Annotated in this window: 16 protein-coding genes; 4 read left to right on the forward strand and 12 right to left on the reverse strand. The window is 66.0% G+C overall.

The window, feature by feature from the left end:
* Positions 1-22: 22 nt before the first annotated feature.
* Together K1T73_RS10230 and K1T73_RS10235 are read left to right on the forward strand one after the other, a co-directional pair.
* Positions 23-952: a methylenetetrahydrofolate reductase gene (locus tag K1T73_RS10230; protein ID WP_220600615.1), complete on the forward strand. Its 930-nt coding sequence runs from the start codon at positions 23-25 to the stop codon at positions 950-952.
* 10 nt (positions 953-962) lie between these two features.
* A complete protein-coding gene (locus tag K1T73_RS10235) occupies positions 963-2,024 on the forward strand; it encodes a methyltetrahydrofolate cobalamin methyltransferase (protein ID WP_220600616.1) in 1,062 nt (353 codons plus the stop codon).
* Between the two features lie 310 nt (positions 2,025-2,334).
* Here the strand turns inward: K1T73_RS10235 and K1T73_RS10240 are convergent, their stop codons facing one another.
* Complete coding sequence (locus K1T73_RS10240) at positions 2,335-3,207, reverse strand: NAD(P)-dependent oxidoreductase (RefSeq protein ID WP_220600617.1); 873 nt, start codon at positions 3,205-3,207, stop codon at positions 2,335-2,337.
* Positions 3,208-3,285: 78 nt separating this feature from the next.
* Here K1T73_RS10240 and K1T73_RS10245 point away from each other — a divergent pair, with 78 nt between their 5' ends.
* Positions 3,286-5,763, forward strand: a complete 2,478-nt coding sequence (locus K1T73_RS10245; protein WP_220600618.1) for a penicillin acylase family protein — start codon at positions 3,286-3,288, stop codon at positions 5,761-5,763.
* Between the two features lie 10 nt (positions 5,764-5,773).
* On the opposite strand, the gene K1T73_RS10250 is transcribed toward K1T73_RS10245, so the two are convergent.
* The 5 genes from K1T73_RS10250 to trkA form a co-directional block, all read right to left on the reverse strand.
* Positions 5,774-6,712, reverse strand: coding sequence for a calcium/sodium antiporter (locus tag K1T73_RS10250; protein ID WP_220600619.1), 939 nt, complete (start codon positions 6,710-6,712; stop codon positions 5,774-5,776).
* Positions 6,713-6,788: 76 nt separating this feature from the next.
* Positions 6,789-8,066, reverse strand: a complete 1,278-nt coding sequence (gene hflX / locus K1T73_RS10255; RefSeq protein ID WP_220600620.1) for a GTPase HflX — start codon at positions 8,064-8,066, stop codon at positions 6,789-6,791.
* Positions 8,063-8,302, reverse strand: a complete 240-nt coding sequence (hfq, locus tag K1T73_RS10260) for an RNA chaperone Hfq (protein ID WP_220600621.1) — start codon at positions 8,300-8,302, stop codon at positions 8,063-8,065. The genes hflX and hfq overlap by 4 nt, the downstream gene beginning before the upstream one ends.
* Positions 8,303-8,451: 149 nt before the next feature.
* Positions 8,452-9,972, reverse strand: coding sequence for a TrkH family potassium uptake protein (locus tag K1T73_RS10265; RefSeq protein WP_220600622.1), 1,521 nt, complete (start codon positions 9,970-9,972; stop codon positions 8,452-8,454).
* A gap of 9 nt (positions 9,973-9,981) precedes the next feature.
* Entirely contained in the window at positions 9,982-11,358 is a 1,377-nt protein-coding gene (gene trkA / locus K1T73_RS10270; RefSeq protein WP_220600623.1) for a Trk system potassium transporter TrkA, read from the reverse strand.
* Positions 11,359-11,461: 103 nt separating this feature from the next.
* Here trkA and K1T73_RS10275 point away from each other — a divergent pair, with 103 nt between their 5' ends.
* Positions 11,462-11,929, forward strand: coding sequence for a hypothetical protein (locus K1T73_RS10275; RefSeq protein WP_220600624.1), 468 nt, complete (start codon positions 11,462-11,464; stop codon positions 11,927-11,929).
* Positions 11,930-11,938: 9 nt separating this feature from the next.
* Here K1T73_RS10275 and K1T73_RS10280 read toward each other — a convergent pair whose 3' ends face one another.
* The 6 genes from K1T73_RS10280 to dusB form a co-directional block, all read right to left on the reverse strand.
* Entirely contained in the window at positions 11,939-12,259 is a 321-nt protein-coding gene (locus K1T73_RS10280) for a hypothetical protein (RefSeq protein ID WP_220600625.1), read from the reverse strand.
* Positions 12,259-13,665 carry a sigma-54 dependent transcriptional regulator gene (locus tag K1T73_RS10285; RefSeq protein ID WP_220600626.1) on the reverse strand — a complete coding sequence of 469 codons (1,407 nt, stop codon included), beginning with the start codon at positions 13,663-13,665 and terminating at the stop codon, positions 12,259-12,261. Before K1T73_RS10285 ends, K1T73_RS10280 begins: the two co-directional genes overlap by 1 nt.
* Before the next feature lie 12 nt (positions 13,666-13,677).
* A complete protein-coding gene (locus K1T73_RS10290; protein WP_259400215.1) occupies positions 13,678-15,939 on the reverse strand; it encodes a PAS domain-containing sensor histidine kinase in 2,262 nt (753 codons plus the stop codon).
* Positions 15,940-16,032: 93 nt separating this feature from the next.
* Positions 16,033-17,355, reverse strand: coding sequence for a response regulator (locus tag K1T73_RS10295; RefSeq protein WP_220600627.1), 1,323 nt, complete (start codon positions 17,353-17,355; stop codon positions 16,033-16,035).
* A complete protein-coding gene (locus K1T73_RS10300) occupies positions 17,355-18,437 on the reverse strand; it encodes a nitrogen regulation protein NR(II) (RefSeq protein WP_259400216.1) in 1,083 nt (360 codons plus the stop codon). The genes K1T73_RS10295 and K1T73_RS10300 overlap by 1 nt, the downstream gene beginning before the upstream one ends.
* Positions 18,434-19,429, reverse strand: a complete 996-nt coding sequence (gene dusB / locus K1T73_RS10305) for a tRNA dihydrouridine synthase DusB (RefSeq protein ID WP_220600628.1) — start codon at positions 19,427-19,429, stop codon at positions 18,434-18,436. The genes K1T73_RS10300 and dusB overlap by 4 nt, the downstream gene beginning before the upstream one ends.
* Positions 19,430-19,575: the final 146 nt, after the last annotated feature.

Raw genomic sequence — 19,575 nt, forward strand, 5'->3', positions numbered from 1 at the left:
CCGCTCGCTATGGGAGGCCGCGATGGCTCTGTTGAACTTCCGCAAGCGTGAGAAACCGGACACGCCCCCCGTCAACGGCCAGATCGAGGCGCTGCTCCGGGGCTACTCGATCGAGGTGATGCCCCGCACCGCCGAGAAGGTCGAGGATTTCCGCGCCCTTCTGCCCCAGGGCACCCGCGTCTACATCGCGCATATCGAGGGCACGCCCATCGAGGACATGGTCGCCACCGCCAGCCGCATCGCTGCCGAGGGCTACCCGGTCATGCCGCATTTCCCGGCGCGCATCATCCGCGACCGCGCCACCCTCGCCGACTGGATCGCGCGCTACCAGGGCGAGGCCGGCGTCGACCAGGCGCTCGTGCTCGCCGGTGGCGTGACGACACCCCACGGTGACTATGACAGCGCCATGCAACTCCTGGCCTCGGGCGAGTTCGACCGCGCGGGGTTCAAGCGGCTCCACGTCGCCGGCCACCCCGAGGGCAACCGCGACATCGACCCCGACGGGTCCATGACCAACGTGAGCGCCGCGCTGAAATGGAAGCAGGAGTTTTCCGAGCGCACCGATGCCGAGATGGCCATCGCCACGCAATTCGCCTTCGACGCCAAGCCCATCATCGCCTGGGCCGACGCGCTCCGGGAGGCGGGGATCACCCTGCCCATCCATATCGGCATCGCCGGCCCCGCCAAGCTCCAGACGCTCATCAAGTTCGCCATCGCCTGCGGCGTCGGGCCGTCCCTCAAGGTGCTGCAGCGGCGCGCGATGGACGTCACGAAACTGCTGTTGCCCTACGAGCCCACGGACGTCCTGGCCGAGCTTGCCGCGCACAAGGCCGCGAACCCCGATTTCAACATCACGAACGTGCACTTCTTCCCGCTGGGCGGGATCAAGGCCAATGCAACCTGGGCCATCGACCACGGTGGCGCGTCCACCCGGCCCGCAAACCCCGCCTGAAGGAACCCATATGACCCGCACCATCGTCGAGAGCAAAACGAAAACCGCCATCATCGGCTTCGATCAGCCGTTCTGCGTGATCGGTGAGCGGATCAACCCGACGGGCCGCAAGAAGCTCGCGGCCGAGCTCGAGGCAGGTGACTTCTCCACCGTCGAGGCCGATGCCGTGGCCCAGGTCGAGGCCGGCGCCACGGTGCTCGATATCAACGCGGGCGTGGTCTACAACTCGAACCCCAACCCCAACGAGACCGAGCCGCCGCTCATGACGAAGATCGTCGAGCTGGTGCAGGGGCTCGTCGATGTGCCGCTCTGCATCGACAGTTCCGTGCCCGCCGCGCTCGAGGCCGGGCTGCAGGCCGCTCATGGCCGCCCGCTCCTGAACTCCGTCACGGGCGAGGAGGACCGTCTCGAATTCGTCCTGCCGCTCGTCAAGAAATACAACGTGCCGGTGGTGGCCATCTCGAACGACGACACCGGCATCTCCGAAGACCCCGAAGTGCGCTTCGCGGTGGCGAAGAAGATCGTCGAACGCGCGGCCGATTTCGGCATCCCGGCGCATGACATCGTGGTCGATCCGCTCGTCATGCCCATCGGCGCCATGGCGACCGCGGGTCAGCAGGTCTTCACCCTCGTGCGCAAGCTGCGCGAGGAACTTGGCGTCAACACCACCTGCGGCGCGTCGAACATCTCCTTCGGCCTGCCCAACCGCCACGGCATCAACAACGCCTTCCTGCCCATGGCCATGGGCGCGGGCATGACCTCGGCCATCATGAACCCCGTGGCGCTCCCGGTGAAGCCTTCCGAGATCGAGGCCAAGAAGGCCGAGGTCGCCGCGCTCGGGATCGAGCTTCCCGCCGACATGGATGACGAGACCTTCTGCCAGCTTTTCGGCCTCGGCTCCACCAAGCCGCGCGCGGGCAAGGAGATGGAGGCGATCCTCGCCGCCAACTTCCTCACCAACAACGACCCGCACGGCTCGAACTGGATCCGGTTCAACAAGGCCCCGCCCAAGGCCGGCGAGGAAGGCCGCGGCCGCGCCGGGCGGACCGGCGGCCGCCGCCGCCGCGCCTGACATGAGGTCCGGCCCCGCCCCCACCCGGCGGGGCCGGACCTTCCGCTATCGGAGCCGCCCGCGCCGGTCATCCCGCCGGCTCGGCATCCGCGCGGTTCATCCCGCCTGATCCGAGCGGGGCGTGATGGCGGCCCGGCGGAGGATGTCCGGTCGCGCGACCGCGCCGGGATACCGTGCCACGAACTCTCCCGAACCTTGCCCCCACCGCGCGCCGCGTGAACGATTGGTGCGACTCACCTTCCACCGACGCGATACCGACATGGATACCGACGTGGATACCGACGTGGGGTTCGGGCCGTTAACCTTTCGCTCAACCCAGCTTGCGGAGCCGCGCGAAAAGGCTCGACGTGTCCCACCGCCCGCCGCCCATCTTCTGAACGTCCTTGTAGAACTGGTCCACCAGCGCCGTGACCGGAAGCGACGCGCCGTTCTCGTCGGCGGTATCCAGGCAGATGCCCAGGTCCTTGCGCATCCAGTCCACCGCGAACCCATGCTCGAACTCGCCCTCGAGCATTGTTTCGTAACGGTTTTCCATCTGCCAGCTTCCGGCGGCGCCCTGGCTGATCACCTCCACCACCGCGCGCCCGTCGAGGCCGGATTTCTCGGCGAAATGAAGCGCCTCGCTCAGCCCCTGAACAAGCCCCGCGATGGCGATCTGGTTGCACATCTTGGTCATCTGTCCCGCGCCGCTCTCCCCGATGCGGCGACAGATGCGTGCATAGGCCGCGATGATCGGTTCGGCCTTGTTATACTGGTCCTCGCACCCCCCGCACATCACCGACAACACCCCCTTCTCGGCCCCCGCCTGCCCGCCCGAAATGGGCGCGTCGACAAAGCCCAGGCCGGCTTTCTCGGCCGCCGCGTTCAACTCGGCCGTGACCCGTGCCGAGACGGTGGTGTGATCGACGAAAACGGCGCCTTTCTTCATCCCTTCGAAGGCCCCGTCATCGCCCAGGCAGACGGCCCTCAGATCGTCGTCATTGCCCACGCATGCCATCACGAAATCGGCGCCCGCCGCCGCCTCCCGCGGCGTCGTGGCCATGGCGCCGCCGTGTTTCTCGACCCAGGCTTCGGCCTTCGACGCGGTGCGGTTGTAGACGGTCACGTCATGCCCCTTGGCCTGCAAGTGGCCCGCCATCGGATAGCCCATCACACCAAGGCCCAGAAACGCCAGTTTCGCCATATCTCACACCCTTTCCATTGTCTCGCCACGGATTTCTGACTATGCCCTCACTCGATTGCAAGGGCAACGAGGCGGGGCATGGCGGCTGTGCTGAAATGGTTGGTGCGCGGTGTGGGGATCGTGCTGGCACTCGCGCTCGCCGCGGCGCTCGGGTTCTATTTCCTGCTCTCCCGGTCGCTTCCCGAGTATGACAAGGACCTCGCGGTCGAAGGCCTTGTCGCGCCGGTCGAGATCGTGCGTGACAACGCGAACGTGCCGCATGTCTTCGCCAGCCGCGACGCAGACGCGTTCTTCGGACTGGGCTATGCCCACGCGCAGGACCGGCTGTGGCAGATGACCACGCTGCGCCGCACCGCCCAGGGCCGGCTCTCGGAAGTGTTCGGCACGCGAACGCTCGCCATCGACAAGCTCTTGCGCAGGCTCGATCTCTATAGCGCAGCCCGCGCCTCGGTGGGCTCGCAGGACGCCGAGACACTGATCGCGCTCAATGCCTATGCGGCCGGGGTGAATGCCAGGCTGGCCGAGATCAACGAGGGCGCGCTTGGCCGCGGTGCACCTGAGATGTTCATCTTCAATGCACCCATCGCGCCATGGCAGGCGGCCGATTCCATCGCCATCGTCAAGCTCATGGCACTTCAGCTTTCGGCGCATCTCCCGGCCGAGGTGCGGCGCGCGCGGGTATCCCTCGCCCTCGACGATCCGGCGCGGCTCGAGGACATCCTGCCCGACGCACCGGGCGACGGGATCGCGGCCTTGCCAAGGTATTCCTCGCTTTTTCCCGACCATCCCCTGCCACGTTTCGCCGGCGGGACCGAAAGGTCCAGCGACCCGCTTTCGCCCTTTTATCCGCAGGAGCTGGCGGGTGCATCGAACGCCTGGGCCGCCGCCCCCGCCCGCTCGGCCTCGGGCGGGACGCTTCTCGCCAACGATCCGCATCTGGGGTTCTCGGCGCCCGCCATCTGGTATCTCGCACGCCTCGAACTGACCACCGGTGGCGTGATCGGCGGCACGATCCCCGGCGTTCCGGCCATTCTCGTCGGTCGCAGTGCCGAACTGGGATGGGGCATCACGTCGGCCTACATGGACGACCAGGACGTCTATATCGAGCGGCTCAATCCCGAGAACCCCGAGGAATACCTGACGCCCGGCGGCTACAGACCTTTCGACACCCGCCAATCCATCATCGAGATATCGGACGCGGACCCGGTGACCCTGACACTGCGCTGGACCGAGAACGGCCCTGTCCTGCCCGGATCGCACTACGATCTCGAAGAGGTCACACCGAAAGGCCATGTGGCCAGCATCGCCTGGACCGCCCTCAGCCGACGCGACACCACGATGAGCGCAGCCATGGCATTGATGCGCGCGGAAAGCGTCTCCGAAGCTCTGGAAGCGGGCGAGCGCTACGTTGCGCCGGCGCAGAACCTCACGCTCGTCGACCAGGAAACCATCGCGATGAAGGTCATCGGCGCGATGCCGAAGCGTGACGAGAACCACGAAAGCAAGGGGCGCATGCCGTCGCGCGGATGGATTGCCGCGAACCGCTGGGACGGGCGCCTTCCCTATTCCGACAACCCCGAATTCGTCTCTCCGGTGGGCGGCATTCTCGGCAACACCAACAACAAGACCGTGGACCGCCCCTTTCCCCGCCATGTGAGCTATGTCTGGGGCGACACGCAGCGCATCAATCGCTGGCAACGCCTGATGCAGAACCGCGAGGTGCATACCCGCGACAGCTTCATCGAGGCACAGCTCGACACCGTGAGCTTTACGGCACGGTCGATCCTGCCGCTCATCGGCGCGGACCTCTGGTTCACCGGCGATCCGGCCACCGAGGGCACACCCGAGCGGCTTCGGCAAGATGCGCTGGCGCTACTGGCCGACTGGAACGGAGAGATGAACGAACATCGCCCCGAACCGCTCATCTACGCCGCATGGCTGCGGGCCCTGCAACAGAGGCTCACCAAGGACGAACTCGGTCCGCTGGCCGAAGAATTCACACACGCCGACCCGGTTTTCATCGAGAGGGTCTATCGCGATGTCGACGGCGCCGGGGTCTGGTGCGACGTGCGCCAATCAAGTCCCGTCGAGACCTGCACCGATGTCGCGCGCCAGGCGCTGGACGATGCGCTGGTGTGGATCTCGGATCGCTATGGCACCGCGCTCGAATCGCTTCGCTGGGGCGATCTGCACCAGGCGACGCATGACCATCCCGTGCTGGGCGAGGTGCCGCTGCTGCGCCATTTCGTGAACATCCGGCAATCCACTTCGGGTGGCGATCATACGCTCCTGCGGGGCCGCACGAGCGGCACGGGCGCAAACCCCTTCGCCAACGTGCACGGCGCAGGATATCGCGGCGTCTACGACTTCGCCGATCCCGACAGCAGCGTCTTCATGATATCGACCGGGCAATCGGGGCATTTCCTGAGCCGTCACTACGACGACATGGCACAGCTTTGGCGGCGCGGAGAATACATCCCAATGTCCCTCGATCCCGACCTCGCCCGTGCGGCATCCGTGGGCATCACGCGGCTGGCGCCGCGGACCCCGCAATAGCCCGGGGTCATCAGCTCAGCACGAAGAGCCACCCGAGATATCCCGCGTAAAGCGCCACCATGATCGCTCCGCCGGCACGACCGATCCCGCCAGCGGCCCGTGCAAACGCGAGCAGGAAAATCGTCACCGCAAGCATCACCCAGATGTCGAAACCCGCGATCTGCTGCGGCACTTGCATCGGCTGGACCAGGGCCGTGACGCCCAAGATTCCCAGGATGTTGAAAATGTTGCTTCCCAAGACGTTGCCGAGCGCAACGTCGCCATGCCCCTTGCGCGCGGCGACAAGCGCCGTGACGAGTTCCGGCAGCGACGTGCCGATGGCCACGACCGTGAGGCCGATCACCGCGTCGCTCAATCCCGCGGCGCGCGCGATGCCGCTGGCTCCGGTGACAAGCAGGTTCGCGCCTCCAACCAGCGCAACAAGCCCGATCCCGGCAAGGCCCAGCCCCGACCAGACAGCACCCGGCGCCGCGGGCACGGCCTCGACCTCGGTCACCGGCCCGCTGCCCGATCGCAGCGTCACGGTGAGATATGCGGCCAGCCAGATCACGAACCCCGCGCCGACGAGGCGGCCCATGTCCGCCCCGACCAGGACGACGGCCGCGAGGGCAAGCGCCGAGGCGAGCATCACTCCTCCGTCGCGGCCCAACCCGACGGCCGGCAGGACCACCGGCCGGAGCAACGCCGCCGCCCCGAGAATGAGCAGTATATTGCCGATATTGCTCCCGACCACGTTGCCGAGCGCGATGCCCGGCGAGCCCGAGAGCGCCGCACTCAGGCTTGCGGCAAGTTCCGGCGCGGACGTGCCGAAGCCCACGAGCGTCACGCCGATCACCATTTGGCTCAGCCCCAGCCTTTGCGCCACGCCGACCGCGCCCCGCACCAGCAATTCACCGCCGAGGACGAGACCCACGAGCCCGGAAATCACGAGTAATATGTCGGTGGTCATCTGTCGCCCCGTCGCCCCGCGAGGGGCCGAATGTGGTGCAATTGGGCGGGGGACGAACGGCTTTCAAGGTCCGGGATCACAATTCCCCGAAGGCCCCTTTTTGCCGCGCTGTCCAGCGCAGGTCGAGCTCCCAGCCATCCTCGCCCTGCCGCTCCGCCTCGACCACCCCCTGCTCGAAGAGCCAGGCCCTCTTGCGCCCCTCTTCGAAGGAAAGCGCGATCGTCTCGTCCACCTGCGCAGCCGTGAGCGCCTCGGTCGCCTTGTCGACGAACTGGGCCAAGCCTTCGCCCGTGACGGCGGAAAGCACGACCACATCCGGCCGCCGGGCCGCCCGCGCGCGGACGGTTCCCGCCTCCTCGGACGACAGGAGATCGATCTTGTTCCACACCTCGAGCCGTGGCGTCGCGTCGCTTACCTTCAGCCCTTCAAGGATCGCCTCGACATCCCGCGCCTGCTCCTCGGTTTCGGGATGCGCGATGTCGCGCACGTGCACGATCAGGTCGGCGCTCAGCACCTCCTCGAGCGTGGCGCGGAAGGCCGCGACAAGCTCGGTCGGCAGGTCGCTGATGAAACCCACCGTGTCCGACAGGATCACGTCCGGCCCACCATGCGGCAGCGAAACGCGGCGCATGGTCGGATCAAGTGTGGCAAAAAGCATGTCCTTGGCCATCACCTCGGCCCCGGTAAGCCGGTTGAAGAGCGTCGATTTCCCGGCATTCGTGTAGCCCACAAGCGCCACGATGGGGAATGGCACCTTCGCGCGGGCGGCGCGATGAAGGCTCCGGGTCTTGACCACCTTGTCCAGTTGCCGGCGCAGGCGGACGAGTTGGTCGTCGATGGCACGCCGGTCGGCCTCGATCTGCGTCTCGCCGGGCCCTCCGACGAACCCCAGGCCGCCACGCTGCCGCTCGAGGTGGGTCCAGGCGCGGACCAGACGCGTGCGCTGATAGCTGAGCGCCGCCATCTCGACCTGCAGGACGCCTTCGCGCGTGGCGGCCCGGTCGCTGAAGATCTCGAGGATGAGCCCCGTGCGGTCCAGAAGCTTGCAGCTCCACGCCTTTTCCAGATTGCGCTGCTGCACGGGCGTCACGGGTCCATCGATCAGGACCAGGCCGATCTCGTTCTCCTCGAGCCGCGCTTTCAGCTCCTCGATCTTGCCCGATCCGAAGAGTGCGCCCGGATGGGGGCGCGGCAGGCGCACGATCTCCGAGCCCACCACCTCGAGCCCAGGCAGCGCGTGGGCCAGTGCGACGGCCTCCTCGAGCGCGCGCGCAGGCTCGCGCGCGGCGTCTTGGTCACGGATGTCGGGGTGAAGCACCCAGGCGCGGGTTGCCTCGGACTCGGTCGAGGTCAATTGTCCTCATCACCATCGTAGAGGTTGATCGGCTGCGCCGGCATGATCGTCGAGACGGCATGCTTGTAGACGAGCTGCGACTGTCCATCCCGGCGAAGCAGGATGCAGAAATTGTCGAACCACGTGATGACACCCTGGAGTTTGACCCCGTTGATCAGGAACACCGTCACGGGTGTCTTGGTCTTGCGCACCTGGTTGAGAAACGCATCCTGCAAATTTTGACGGTCAGAAGCCATGTGTCCCCAAAGCCTTTGTTCTTGTCTGGTGCCGCGTACCGGCCCGTTGCGTGAATCTCGCCCGAGTATGGACAGCATTCGCCGGTGTTTCCAGCCCCAAAATCAATTCCTTGCCCGCCCCGCCGTTTCCTATCGGCGTCGCGTTCGTCCTAGGTGCGCCAGAGCCCGGGATTGAGAAGCGCGATAATCGCGAGCGTCTCGAGGCGACCCACCACCATCGCCATCGCCAGCACCAGCTTGGCCAGCGGTGCGATCTCGGTCAGCGTCAGGGGCACCTCCGCCGCGACCGTGATCAGCGGACCGGTCGTCGAGAGCGCCGCAATTGCCAGAACCACGGCGTTCTCGAAGTCGATGCCGAACCACGAGAATAGCACCGTCACCAGTGACAACGACAACGCGAAGAGCATGAAGAATATCCAGGCGACGAAAGCGCCTTGCCGGCGAATCCGGCGGCTCCGCGCACCTGCGCGTCCGACCGAGTTGGGATGCACCAGCCGCTCCATCTCGCGCTGACCGGCAAGGTAGAGCGTGTAGACCCGCAAGAGTTTCACCCCGCCCGCCGTCGTGGCGACACCCCCTCCGACAAGGGCGAGTCCCATCAGGATAAGCCCCGGTGTCCTCAGACCGGACCAGCCCTGCGCCACGTCCCAATGCGCGCTTTCGAAGCCGGTGGTGGAGAGAAACGACAACACGCTGAACGCGGCGCCCCAAAGCGCGCGCAGGGCATTGCCGAGGTTCTCGTCACCCGACACATCGAGCGCTCCGATCCAATGGCGCAGGAAAAGAAGCAGCGGCACGCCGAGCACCAGCGCCCCGCCCAACCGGAACTCGGGATCGTGGATCAAGCCCGGCCGCGCCTGTGTCATTGTGTCGGACGAAAAGGTGAGCCGCGAAAGCGCGAAGCTGAGAAAGAGAAAGATCACCATCTCGCCCGCCACGCCGGAGCGCGCCTCGGCAAGGCCGCCGACCGGCGAGATACCGCTTGTCGCCATGGTCGACATGGCGTGGACCAACCCCACGAGCGGCCGGTCGCCGCCCACCACGAGGCACAGCCACAGGACCATCGTCAGCCCGGCATAGACGTGCGCCAGCGTCGCCGCCGCGCGGCCAAGGCGCTTGGCGGCGTTTGCCCGCTCGAACCGGTCGAACCGCGCACCTTCCTGGCCAGGTTCGGCCGTCGCCGTGACCTCGAAGCCGCCGAGGTTCAGTTGCGCCAGCACCGCCGAGGCCGCAACCCACATCAGAAGACCGCCCATCCACCCCACGAGGCCCCGCCACAGGTGAAGACTGTCGGCCAGCCGCGACGGATCGGCGAAAAGCGTCGCGCCCGTGGTGGTGAGAGACGACACCATCTCCACATAGGCATTCAGGAAGCTCGTGGTTCCAAGCGCTTCCTGGAAGGGGAGCGCCAGAAAGACGGGAAGCAGCGTGAAGGTCATGAATAGCGACAGCAGGTTGGCCAGGTCCGACGAGCGGCGCTCGCGGTTCGCGCTGATGGCCAGCCCCACCAACCCGATCAGCACGAAGCCGATGAGCCCCCAATAGAGAAAGCTGCGCGCGATCGTGTGATCTTCGTTGAGAAGTGCATGCAGGGCCGGCACCATCATCGACAGCGACGCGATCGCCGCGAGGATCAGGAAAAGCGGAAGCCGTGCGAGATGCGCGATCATCGCCGGCCCCTAGAAGAAATCAATCGAGACCTGGAGCAAGCGCTCCACCGCCGGCACATCCGACGCGAGCGCGAAGATCACGAGCACGTCGCTCTCCTCGATCCTGAGACCGCCCCTCGGCTGATGGATCTCGTCGCCTTTCTTCACCGCGCCGACCAGCACACCCTCGGGAAAGTCGATGTCCCGGATGAGCGCGCCCGCCAACGAGGAGGTCGAAAGAACCTGCGCCTCGATCACCTCCGCCTCGCTGTCGCCGATGGAATAAACGCCGCGCACTCGCCCGTGCCGGATGTGCCGCAGGATCGAGCTGACCGTGGTGGCCCGCGGGTTGATATAGGCGTCGATGCCCATGGGCTCCATCAGGGGCACGAGGGTCGGATCGTTGATGAGCGAGATGGCGAGCGGGCATCCCACAGCCTTGGCGCGCACCGCGGCGAGAAGGTTGGTCTTGTCGTCATCCGTCACGGCGAGAACCGCATCGGCCCGGTTGACCCCCGCCTCGTTGAGCAGCGTCACATCGAGCGCATCACCGTTCAGGACGATGGTCCGCTCGAGCGCGTCCGCGGCCCGCTCCGCAATCTGGCGGTTGCGTTCGATCACCTTGGCACGGATGCCCCCGCCGCGCTCTTCCAGCGCCTGCGCGACCGTCAGGCCAACGTTTCCGCCGCCGAGGATCACGACGCGTTCCTGTCGCTTCGATTTCTTGCCGAAGACCTCGAGCATCCGTGGCACGTCCTCGTTCGGCGCGAAGAGATAGGCCTCGTCCCCGGCGAAAAGCTGATCGCCCGCCTCGGGCGCGAAGAGCCGTCCTTCGCGCCTCACGGCCAGCACGATCACCCGCAGCGTCGAGAAGAGATCGCTCAACTGCCGCAGCGGCGTGTAGAGAACCGGGCAATCCTCGTCGAGCCGCAGCCCCATGAGCTGCGCCTGATCGTCGAGAAAGCTCTCGCTGTCGAAGGCCGCGGGCGCCTTGAGCCGCCGAAGCGCCGCCTCGGCAACCTCGCGCTCGGGGCTGATGACGACGTCGATGGGCATGTGGTCGCGCCGGTAGAGGTCGGAATAGATCGCGTCGAGATAGGACTGGCTCCGCAGCCGCGCGATCTTGCGCGAGATGTTGAAGACCGAATGCGCCACCTGGCAGGTCACCATGTTGACCTCGTCGGAATGGGTGGCGGCGATGATCATGTCGGCATCCCGGGCGCCCGCCCGGTCGAGCACGTCCGGGTAGCTCGCGAACCCGGCAAGTCCCTGCACGTCGAGCGTGTCGGTGGCCCGGCGCACGAGATCGGCGTTGTTGTCGACCACGGTCACATCGTTCTTTTCGCCCGAAAGATGGCGCGCGATCTGCCAACCGACCTGCCCCGCGCCACAAATGATGACCTTCATGGAAGAAGCCCTAGATTTATCTTCGTTGGTGAATGACAGATGGGTCGGGCATGGTCAATCGCACAGACCGCGCGAGCCCGGCCCCCGTGCGGAGATGATTTCGATGCCAAAGCCCCTTTTTCTGCTTGCTCTGGTCCTTGGTCTCGGCAGTTGCGCGCCCCTTACCGTCTGGCACAAGCCCGGCGGCGCGGTCGCCGAGATGGAGCGCGCGCTCACGGCCTGCGAGGTCACCGCGCTGCGGCAGGTGCCGCGCGACATACGGCGCCGATACACCCCGCCCACCCGTGCGCCCTACACGGCCTGTGACGGCACGGGACATTGCTGGACCACCTGGCGCGTCGTGTCGCCCGGCCGCTGGGAAAGCTGGGACGCGAACGAAGGTCTGCGCAGCCGCGTGGCCCGTCAGTGCATGATGGACAAGGGATACCGCCGTGTCGAGGTTCCGGCCTGCGACCCCGAGATCACCCGCGCGACCGACCTCGCCGTCACCCGCGTCATGCCGCCGCTCACGTCGCAGAGCTGCGCAATCCGCTTCAAGACCGGCCGCTGGCAGATCGTGACGCCGGAATAGACCAGCGTGTCATCCGACCCAACCATAGAGCAGCACCAGCGCGCCCGCGGCCATCATGATCGCGATGAAACGCTCAGGTCCGAGGCTCCACTCGACAAAGGCCGACGCGAGCGCCTGCAACGCGAGGATGGACGCGATCCCGCCCACGACCAGACCGCCCCAGACCACCTTGTGCCAGATCGTGCCGCCTTCGGGCGGGTAGTAGAGTCCGCCAACGAAGAATAGCCCGAGGCCCACAAGCGCGAGGACGAGAAAGAAGAGGAAAACGAAAAGCCAACCGATCGTCTCCTCGCGTTTCTGTCTCGGATCGCGCGGAGGAAAAAATCGCATCAGCCGGCTTCGCTCTCGCTGACCTTGGCCATGCGCGCGCCCGCTTTCGAGCCGGTGACGACACCGAGCGACTTGAGCTTGCGGTGCAGCGCGCTACGCTCCATCCCGACGAATTCCGCGGTACGGCTGATGTTGCCTCCGAACCGGTTGATCTGGGTGAGCAGGTATTCCCGCTCGAACGCCTCGCGCGCCTCGCGCAGCGGCATCGTGGCCAGCGATCCCGACAGCACCACGCGCCCATCCTCCACCACGGCATCCGTCTCGCCGGGAAGCTCGTTCGCGTCGATCTCGTCGCTGCCGTCGCCCAGGATCAGCACCCGCTCGATCACGTTGCGCAACTGCCTCACGTTGCCCGGCCACGGCATCGTCTGGAGCAGCGCCGCCGCCTCCGCCGAGAGCTTGCGGAGCGGCAGACCCTGGCTCTTGTGAAGCGTCTCGATGAAATGCGTGGCCAGCAGCGGAATGTCGTCGCGCCGCTCCTCGAGCGCTGGCACCGCGATCGGCACGACGTTAAGACGATGATACAGCTCGCGCCGGAACCGTTCGGCGGCGATCTCGGCCTCGAGATCGCGGCTCGTGGACGAGATGACGCGCAGATCCACCTGCACCTTGTCGGCGCCGCCCACCCGCAGGAATTGCTGATCCACGAGCACGCGCAGGATCTTGGATTGCGTGCCGATGGGCATGTCGGCCACTTCGTCGAAATAGATCACGCCGCCATTCGCTTCTTCGAGCAGACCGGGCTCCACCCCCCGCTCCTCGCTCTCCCGTCCGAACAGGACCTCTTCCATACGGTCGGCCTCGATCGTCGCGCAACCCACGCTGACGAAGGGCCCGTCGGCCCGGTTGGAATTGGCATGGATGTAGCGCGCGGCCAGTTCCTTACCCGCCCCCGCCGGTCCGGAAAGCATCACGCGCCCGTTCGAGCGCGTCACCTTGTCGAGCTGACCCAGAAGCGCGCGGAAGACCGAGCTCTCGCCCAGCATTTCTGCAGGTCCGCTGTCGCGCCGCTTGAGCGTTTGAACTTCCCGCCGCAGCCGGCTCGTCTCCATGCCGCGCCGGATCACGACAAGAAGCTGGTCGATGTTGAAGGGCTTCTCGATGAAGTCATAGGCCCCCTGCTTGATCGCGGCGACCGCGATCTCGATATTGCCGTGACCCGAGATGATGACCACCGGGACGTCGGGATAGTCGCGCTTCACGGCCTTGAGGATGTCGATGCCATCCATGTGGCTGTCCTTGAGCCAGATATCGAGGATCAGGAGGCCCGGTTGCTCGGCTTTCACGGCCGCCATCGCCTCGTCCGAATTTCCGGCAAGGCGGGTGGTGTAGCCTTCATCCTCGAGAATGTCCGAGATCAGTTCCCGGATGTCCCGCTCGTCGTCGACAATCAGAATATCACTCATGTTCTTGCTCCCTCAAACCGCTTCTTTCTCCGGCTGCGTGACCATCGGCCGGCCGACAAGATCGAGCGTGATGATTGCCATCGCGCCCTGATGCGTGTCGGAGCCGAAGGCCGGCGCATCCTCGAGCACGAGCGTGCCGCCGTGCTCCTCGATAATTTTCTTCACGATGGGCAGGCCGAGCCCAGTACCCTCGTCGCGCGTCGTCACGTAAGGCTCGAAAAGCCGGGCGCGATCCTCGGGCAGGCCGATGCCGTTATCCGAGATCGTGATGCGGGCACACCCGTCCTCGATCGTGCTTTCGATGCGGATGATCGGCTCGAAATCTTCCCCGAGCTTTTCCTTTCGGGTTTCAATGGCTTCGCCCGCGTTCTTGATCAGGTTCGTCAAGGCCTGGCTGATCATCGTCGCGTCGAGATCGGCGCGCATGTCGTCCTCGGCCAGATCGACCTCGAACCTGACATCAGGCTGTCCCGCCTCCTGCAACATCGCGGCCTCGCGCAGCAATTGCGTCAGGCTTTCCTGCCGTCGTTCCGGCTCGGGCATGCGGGCGAATTTCGAGAACTCGTCCACGATGCGGCGCAGATCGTCGGTCTTGCGGACGATTACGTCGGTCATCTGGGTCAGCGCCTCGGCATTCTCGGCATCGAGCAGCTTCGAGAATTTCCTCCGCGTGCGTTCGGCGCTGAGCTTGATCGGCGTGAGCGGGTTCTTGATCTCGTGTGCGATGCGCCGCGCCACGTCGCCCCAGGCCGCCATCCGCTGCGCACTGACGAGGTCCGTCACGTCGTCGAAGGCCACCACGTAGCCCTCTCGCCTGCCCTCCTCGTTGACACGTTCCGACATGCGGACAAGCAAGTTCTCCTGCGCCCCGCTTCGGCTCACGCGGATTTCCTCCTGCAGGAAACCGCTTCGGCTTTCGCGCAGGCGCTCGAAAAGTTCGGCGAATTCGGGCACGGCGAGGGAGATGGGCACGCTCTGCCGGTCCTGCTGCCAGTCCAGAAGCCGCTCGGCCGCACGGTTCACGAATGTGACGCGTCCCTTCGCATCAAGACCGACGACCCCCGACGATACCGATCCCAGAACCGAATCGAAAAGCCGCCGACGCCGCTCGATCTGCTCCGAGCGGTTGAGCAGATCGTTGCGCTGACGCTTCAACTGGCGGGTCATCTGGTTGAAATACCGCCCCATCATGGCGATCTCGTCATCACCATCCTCTTCGCGTACCTGCACATCCAGATCGCCGTTGCCCACCCGCTGCGCCGCACTGGCAAGCCGCCCGACCGGGCGCGACAGTCTCTCGGCGAACCACATGCCAAGCCATATCGCCGCAAGGATGAGGATCACCGCGAAGCCCACGTAGACGAGGCCGAACTCGAAAAGCACGCGCCCCCGCTCGCTCTCGCGCTGGCGATAGAAACTGGCGGTCTCCTGCGTTTCGTCGAGCAGGTTGAGGATCTCGCCGTCCACGTTCCGACTGACGTACAGATAACGGTCAGGGATCGTGACAAGAGGCATCAGGGCCCGGAATTCATTGTTGTCCCAATCCTGGATGACGATGACGCCCTCCTCCTGCGCCGCCTCGATCTGTTCCTGGGTCGGTCGCTCGAAATCGAAGAGATAGGAATTCTCGCCCCGCGCCCGGATCGCACCGGTGCCATCGACGACGAACGCCTCGCGCAGGCCACGCTGTATTCCACGCTGACCATCGGACAGGACCTTGCGGATATCTCCGTCGTCGAGAAACACGGTCGCCCGTTTCGTCGCGTTCAGGATCGAGGCCAGCGCGCGCGCATCGGTGATGAGGTCGCGGCGGTGCTCCTCCTCGTAGGCCTGGGCCGCGGCCACCGAACTGCTCACCACCCGGCCCACGCGGTCCGAAAACCATGCCTCGAGGCCCATGTTGACGCTGAGCGTGGCGAAGACCGCCACCGTGACCGTGGGAATGAGCGCCATGATCGCGAAGACGCCCGTCAGCCGCAGGTGCAGCCGCGATCCGGCGGAATGGCGTCGCCGCGCGGCCACCATACGCGCAACCCGTTGCAGGACGAGCGCCGCCACGATGATCACGTAGATGAGGTCGGTGAGCAGCACGATCCGAAGCACGCTCGACGACGCCCCCTGGTCGAGCGGGCCCATCACCAGGTAGGTCATGAGTGCCAGCACCGGCCCGAGCGTGAAAAGCCCCACGGTTGCCAAGGTCTGCACACGCTGAATGCGGCGCAGGCGGACGATCCTGTCCCAACTGGGCTTGCGTGTCTTGACGGCCACCTGCACTCCCCCTCACCTCGCGGCTATCGCACCTGCACACACCAGATATGGTGGCGCGGCGCGCGACTGCTCCCTTTTCGCCACAGGCCTGTTGCCCTTTTACATCAATTTCCGGCGGCGTGTCACGCGAATATCAAGGTCGGTGATCTTCTTGCGCAGGGTATTGCGGTTGATGCCAAGCAACTCGGCGCATTTGGCCTGATTTCCGCCCGTTGCCTCCAGCGCGATCTCGATCAGGGGAAGCTCCACCTCCCGCAAAATTCGCGGGTAAAGTCCGGCCGGCGGGAGCAGCGCGCCATGCATCTCGAAATACCGGCCAAGATGCCGGGCAACCGAATCGGAAAGGGTCTCGCCCTCCGCCGTGGTCCCTGCCGGGGCGTCGGGTTGCACACTCAGGAACGGCTCGATATCCGCCCGCCGCAGCATTTCGCCACGCCCATCGAGCGCGGCATGACGCAACAGGTTCTCCAATTGCCGCACGTTACCGGGCCAGCCATACCGCCGCAGAAGCTCGGTCGCATCCGGCTCGAGCCGCCGCGCCGCGCAACCGGCCGTTCTGAGCACGTGTTCCGCAAGCGCGTCGATATCTTCGCTTCGGTCCCGCAGAGGCGGCATGTCGATGATCGCCCCGGCCAGCCGGAAATAGAGATCGTCACCGAGATCGGCGTGATCGCTTGCCTGCAGCGTGGCGAGGATACGCGTGCCTTCCACCGCCTCGATGAGCCGCAGCGCGCGATGCTGCGCCTCCGCATCGAACCGTTCCACTCCATCGAGAAGGATCGTGCCTCCCCTCGCCTTCGACGAAAGCACGGCGACATCGTTCAGATCGGCGGCACCCAGCATGACGAACGCCTCGCCGCGTCTTTCGGAAAGATCGTGGATCGCCCGCGCGAGAAGCGTTTTGCCCGTTCCCGTCTCGCCCCGTATCAGCACGGGAAGCTCCGTGTTCAGCACGCGGGCGACGGAATGATAAAGTTTCTGCATGACCGGCGTGCGCCCGACAAGCGGAAGGTCGTCGGGCCGTTCGGGCAGCGTGTCCTTCGACGTGCCCCGCCCCCGCGACGTGCCGAGGGCCGCTGCCGTCCGTTTCATCAGATCGGGAAGATCGAAGGGCTTGGGGAGATAGTCGAACGCCTCCGCCTCGTTCGCGCGGATCGCCGTCATGATGGTGTTCTGCGCCGAGATCACGATCACCGGAAGGCCGGGTCGCACCTGAGCGATACGCGGAATCATTTCCAGGCCGTTGCCATCCGGCATGACCACGTCCGATATGACCGCGTCGCCCCGGCCCTCCTCGACCCACCGCAGAAGCGTGGTCAGCGACGAGGTGGCATGAACCTTGCACCCTGCGCGCGTCAATGCCTGCGTGAGGACGGTGCGGATGGTCCGGTCGTCATCGGCCACGAGAACGGTTCCGTCCATCAGGCGGCCTCCACGCGATCGCGCGCGGCCGCGCGGAGTGACATGCGAAAGACGGTACGGCCCGGACGGGTTTCGACTCCAATCATCCCGCCATGCGCCGCGACGATCTTGGCCACGAGCGCAAGGCCAAGCCCGGTGCCGTTCTCGCGCCCGGAAACGAAGGGATCGAACGCATCTTCCACGATGTCGTCGGGCAGGCCCGGCCCGTCATCCTCGACCTCGATCTGGAGGGGCGCGGCGACGGGCGTGCCGTCGGCGCCCCGCACGCGCATCCCGCCGTCATAGTAACTCCGAAGCGTGATCGTGCCTCCCCCGGGACCGGCCGCTTCGGCGGCATTCTTCACGAGGTTGAGAATCACCTGGATGAGCTGGTCCGCGCTCCCGGCCGCGGCGGGAAGCGACGGATCGTAGTCGTTCACGAACCGCATCGCACCCGCAACCCCGAGCCGCGCGGATTGCTTCGCGCGTTCGAGCACGTCGTGCAGGTTGACGGCTTCGGGTATCACCATGCGCACATCGCCGAACTGCTCGACCTGCTCCAACAGCGCGGCCACGCGGCGGCTTTCCTCGACGATGAGATCGGTCAGTTCGCGATCCTCCGGCCCCAGCGACATGGCGAGCAATTGCGCCGCGCCGGTGATCCCCGCCAGGGGGTTCTTGATCTCATGCGCCAGCATCTCGGCCATTCCGATTGCCGATCTCGCATGGGACCGGATCGTGCGGACCGATCCACTCCGCCCCGCGCCCTCGTGGGGCACCACGAAGACAAGCATATGGCCCGCTCCCTCCTGGTCGTGCGGCGCGATCTGAATGGTGGCGGGAACCGTCTCCCGCTGACCCGCAGCGATCTCGGCATCGTTGAGAACGAGCGTCGCTTTCTGGACCCGAGCCCGTGCCACGGCGGCACGGGGCGGATGGTCCAGACGCAGGACATCCCAAAGCGGCCTGCCGGACAGGCTGCGCGCGGAGATGTTGAAGAACATTTCCGCGGCCGGATTCGCCGCGCACACCCGGTCATCGGCGTCAATCACCAGGACCGGCGAGGGGATCGCGGCCCAGAGCGATGCGTCCCCGGGGTTCACGCGGCGATCTCCGCGCGCAGCCCGAGCGCATCAGGCAGACGTGCCAAGACCTCGTTCGGCGAAGGGGCCGTCAGGACAAGGCGGCGCAGCCCCGCGTCGGTGTCCGCGACATCCATGTACCAACCCAGGTGCTTGCGCGCGACGCGTGTTCCGAGGGCTTTCCCGTAGAACCCGAGCATCGCTTCGTAATGGCCCGCGACCATGTCCACGAAGCGCGCGCCCACCGGCCTCATCGGCGCGGGCGCGCCGGCCAGCGCCGAGGCGATCTCGGCCAGCAGCCAGGGCCGGCCCTGCGCACCGCGCCCGATCATCACGCCGGATGCGCCGGACCGTCTCAAGGCCTCTCCCGCCGTCGCGATATCCACCACGTCACCATTCGCGACCACCGGGATGCGCACGGCCTCGCGAACCGCCCGGATCGCCGACCAGTCGGCCCGACCCTTGTAGAATTGACAACGCGTGCGCCCGTGGATCGTGATCATGCGCACCCCCGCCGCCTCGGCCCGCCGGGCCAGTTCCGGAGCATTGAGGCGGTCATGATCCCATCCAAGCCGCGTCTTGAGCGTCACCGGCACGTCAACCGCGCCCACAACCGCCTCGATCAGGCTGGCCGCGTGATCGAGGTCCTTCATCAGCGCCGAACCGCTCGCCCCCGTGCCACCTCCACTCGTCACCTTCTTTGCCGGACAGCCCATGTTGATGTCGATGATGCGTGCCCCGTTGGCCTCGACCATGCGCGCGGCCTCGGCCATCCACCGCGCCTCGCGCCCTGCAAGCTGCACGGCGGTGTTCTCGATGCCGAATCCCAACTCAGCCCGTTCGCGCACGCCGGGCTTGGCCTGGACCATTTCTTGGCTGGCGACCATCTCGCTCACCACGAGCCCCGCTCCGAAGGACGAGACCAGGTTTCGGAACGGCAAATCCGTGATTCCCGCCAGCGGCGCGAGGAAGACCGGCGGATCGAGACCGAGATCGCTGAGGGAGTTGACCAAGCGCCTATTCCTTGTGCATCGGATGCAACACTCGAGACCACCCGTCTCTTCTCAAGAAACTTCACGTTTCTCGGCGGGTCATACCGGCTTTCTGCCCAAAGTTTAAGCAGAAACGACACCAGTTGCGCAGCAAAGCGACAGCGCGC

It is taken from the genome of Roseovarius sp. SCSIO 43702, assembly GCF_019599045.1.
Lineage (GTDB): Bacteria > Pseudomonadota > Alphaproteobacteria > Rhodobacterales > Rhodobacteraceae > Roseovarius.

What these genes read in the sequence shown, in the direction of transcription:
- hfq (WP_220600621.1), bottom strand. Translation starts at nt 8,302, where the DNA reads ATGGCTTCTGACCGTCAAAATTTGCAGGATGCGTTTCTCAACCAGGTG.
- K1T73_RS10230 (WP_220600615.1), top strand. Translation starts at nt 23, where the DNA reads ATGGCTCTGTTGAACTTCCGCAAGCGTGAGAAACCGGACACGCCCCCC.
- trkA (WP_220600623.1), bottom strand. Translation starts at nt 11,358, where the DNA reads ATGAAGGTCATCATTTGTGGCGCGGGGCAGGTCGGTTGGCAGATCGCG.
- K1T73_RS10240 (WP_220600617.1), bottom strand. Translation starts at nt 3,207, where the DNA reads ATGGCGAAACTGGCGTTTCTGGGCCTTGGTGTGATGGGCTATCCGATG.
- K1T73_RS10245 (WP_220600618.1), top strand. Translation starts at nt 3,286, where the DNA reads ATGGCGGCTGTGCTGAAATGGTTGGTGCGCGGTGTGGGGATCGTGCTG.
- K1T73_RS10235 (WP_220600616.1), top strand. Translation starts at nt 963, where the DNA reads ATGACCCGCACCATCGTCGAGAGCAAAACGAAAACCGCCATCATCGGC.
- K1T73_RS10275 (WP_220600624.1), top strand. Translation starts at nt 11,462, where the DNA reads ATGCCAAAGCCCCTTTTTCTGCTTGCTCTGGTCCTTGGTCTCGGCAGT.
- K1T73_RS10250 (WP_220600619.1), bottom strand. Translation starts at nt 6,712, where the DNA reads ATGACCACCGACATATTACTCGTGATTTCCGGGCTCGTGGGTCTCGTC.
- K1T73_RS10295 (WP_220600627.1), bottom strand. Translation starts at nt 17,355, where the DNA reads ATGGACGGAACCGTTCTCGTGGCCGATGACGACCGGACCATCCGCACC.
- K1T73_RS10285 (WP_220600626.1), bottom strand. Translation starts at nt 13,665, where the DNA reads ATGAGTGATATTCTGATTGTCGACGACGAGCGGGACATCCGGGAACTG.
- K1T73_RS10265 (WP_220600622.1), bottom strand. Translation starts at nt 9,972, where the DNA reads ATGATCGCGCATCTCGCACGGCTTCCGCTTTTCCTGATCCTCGCGGCG.
- K1T73_RS10280 (WP_220600625.1), bottom strand. Translation starts at nt 12,259, where the DNA reads ATGCGATTTTTTCCTCCGCGCGATCCGAGACAGAAACGCGAGGAGACG.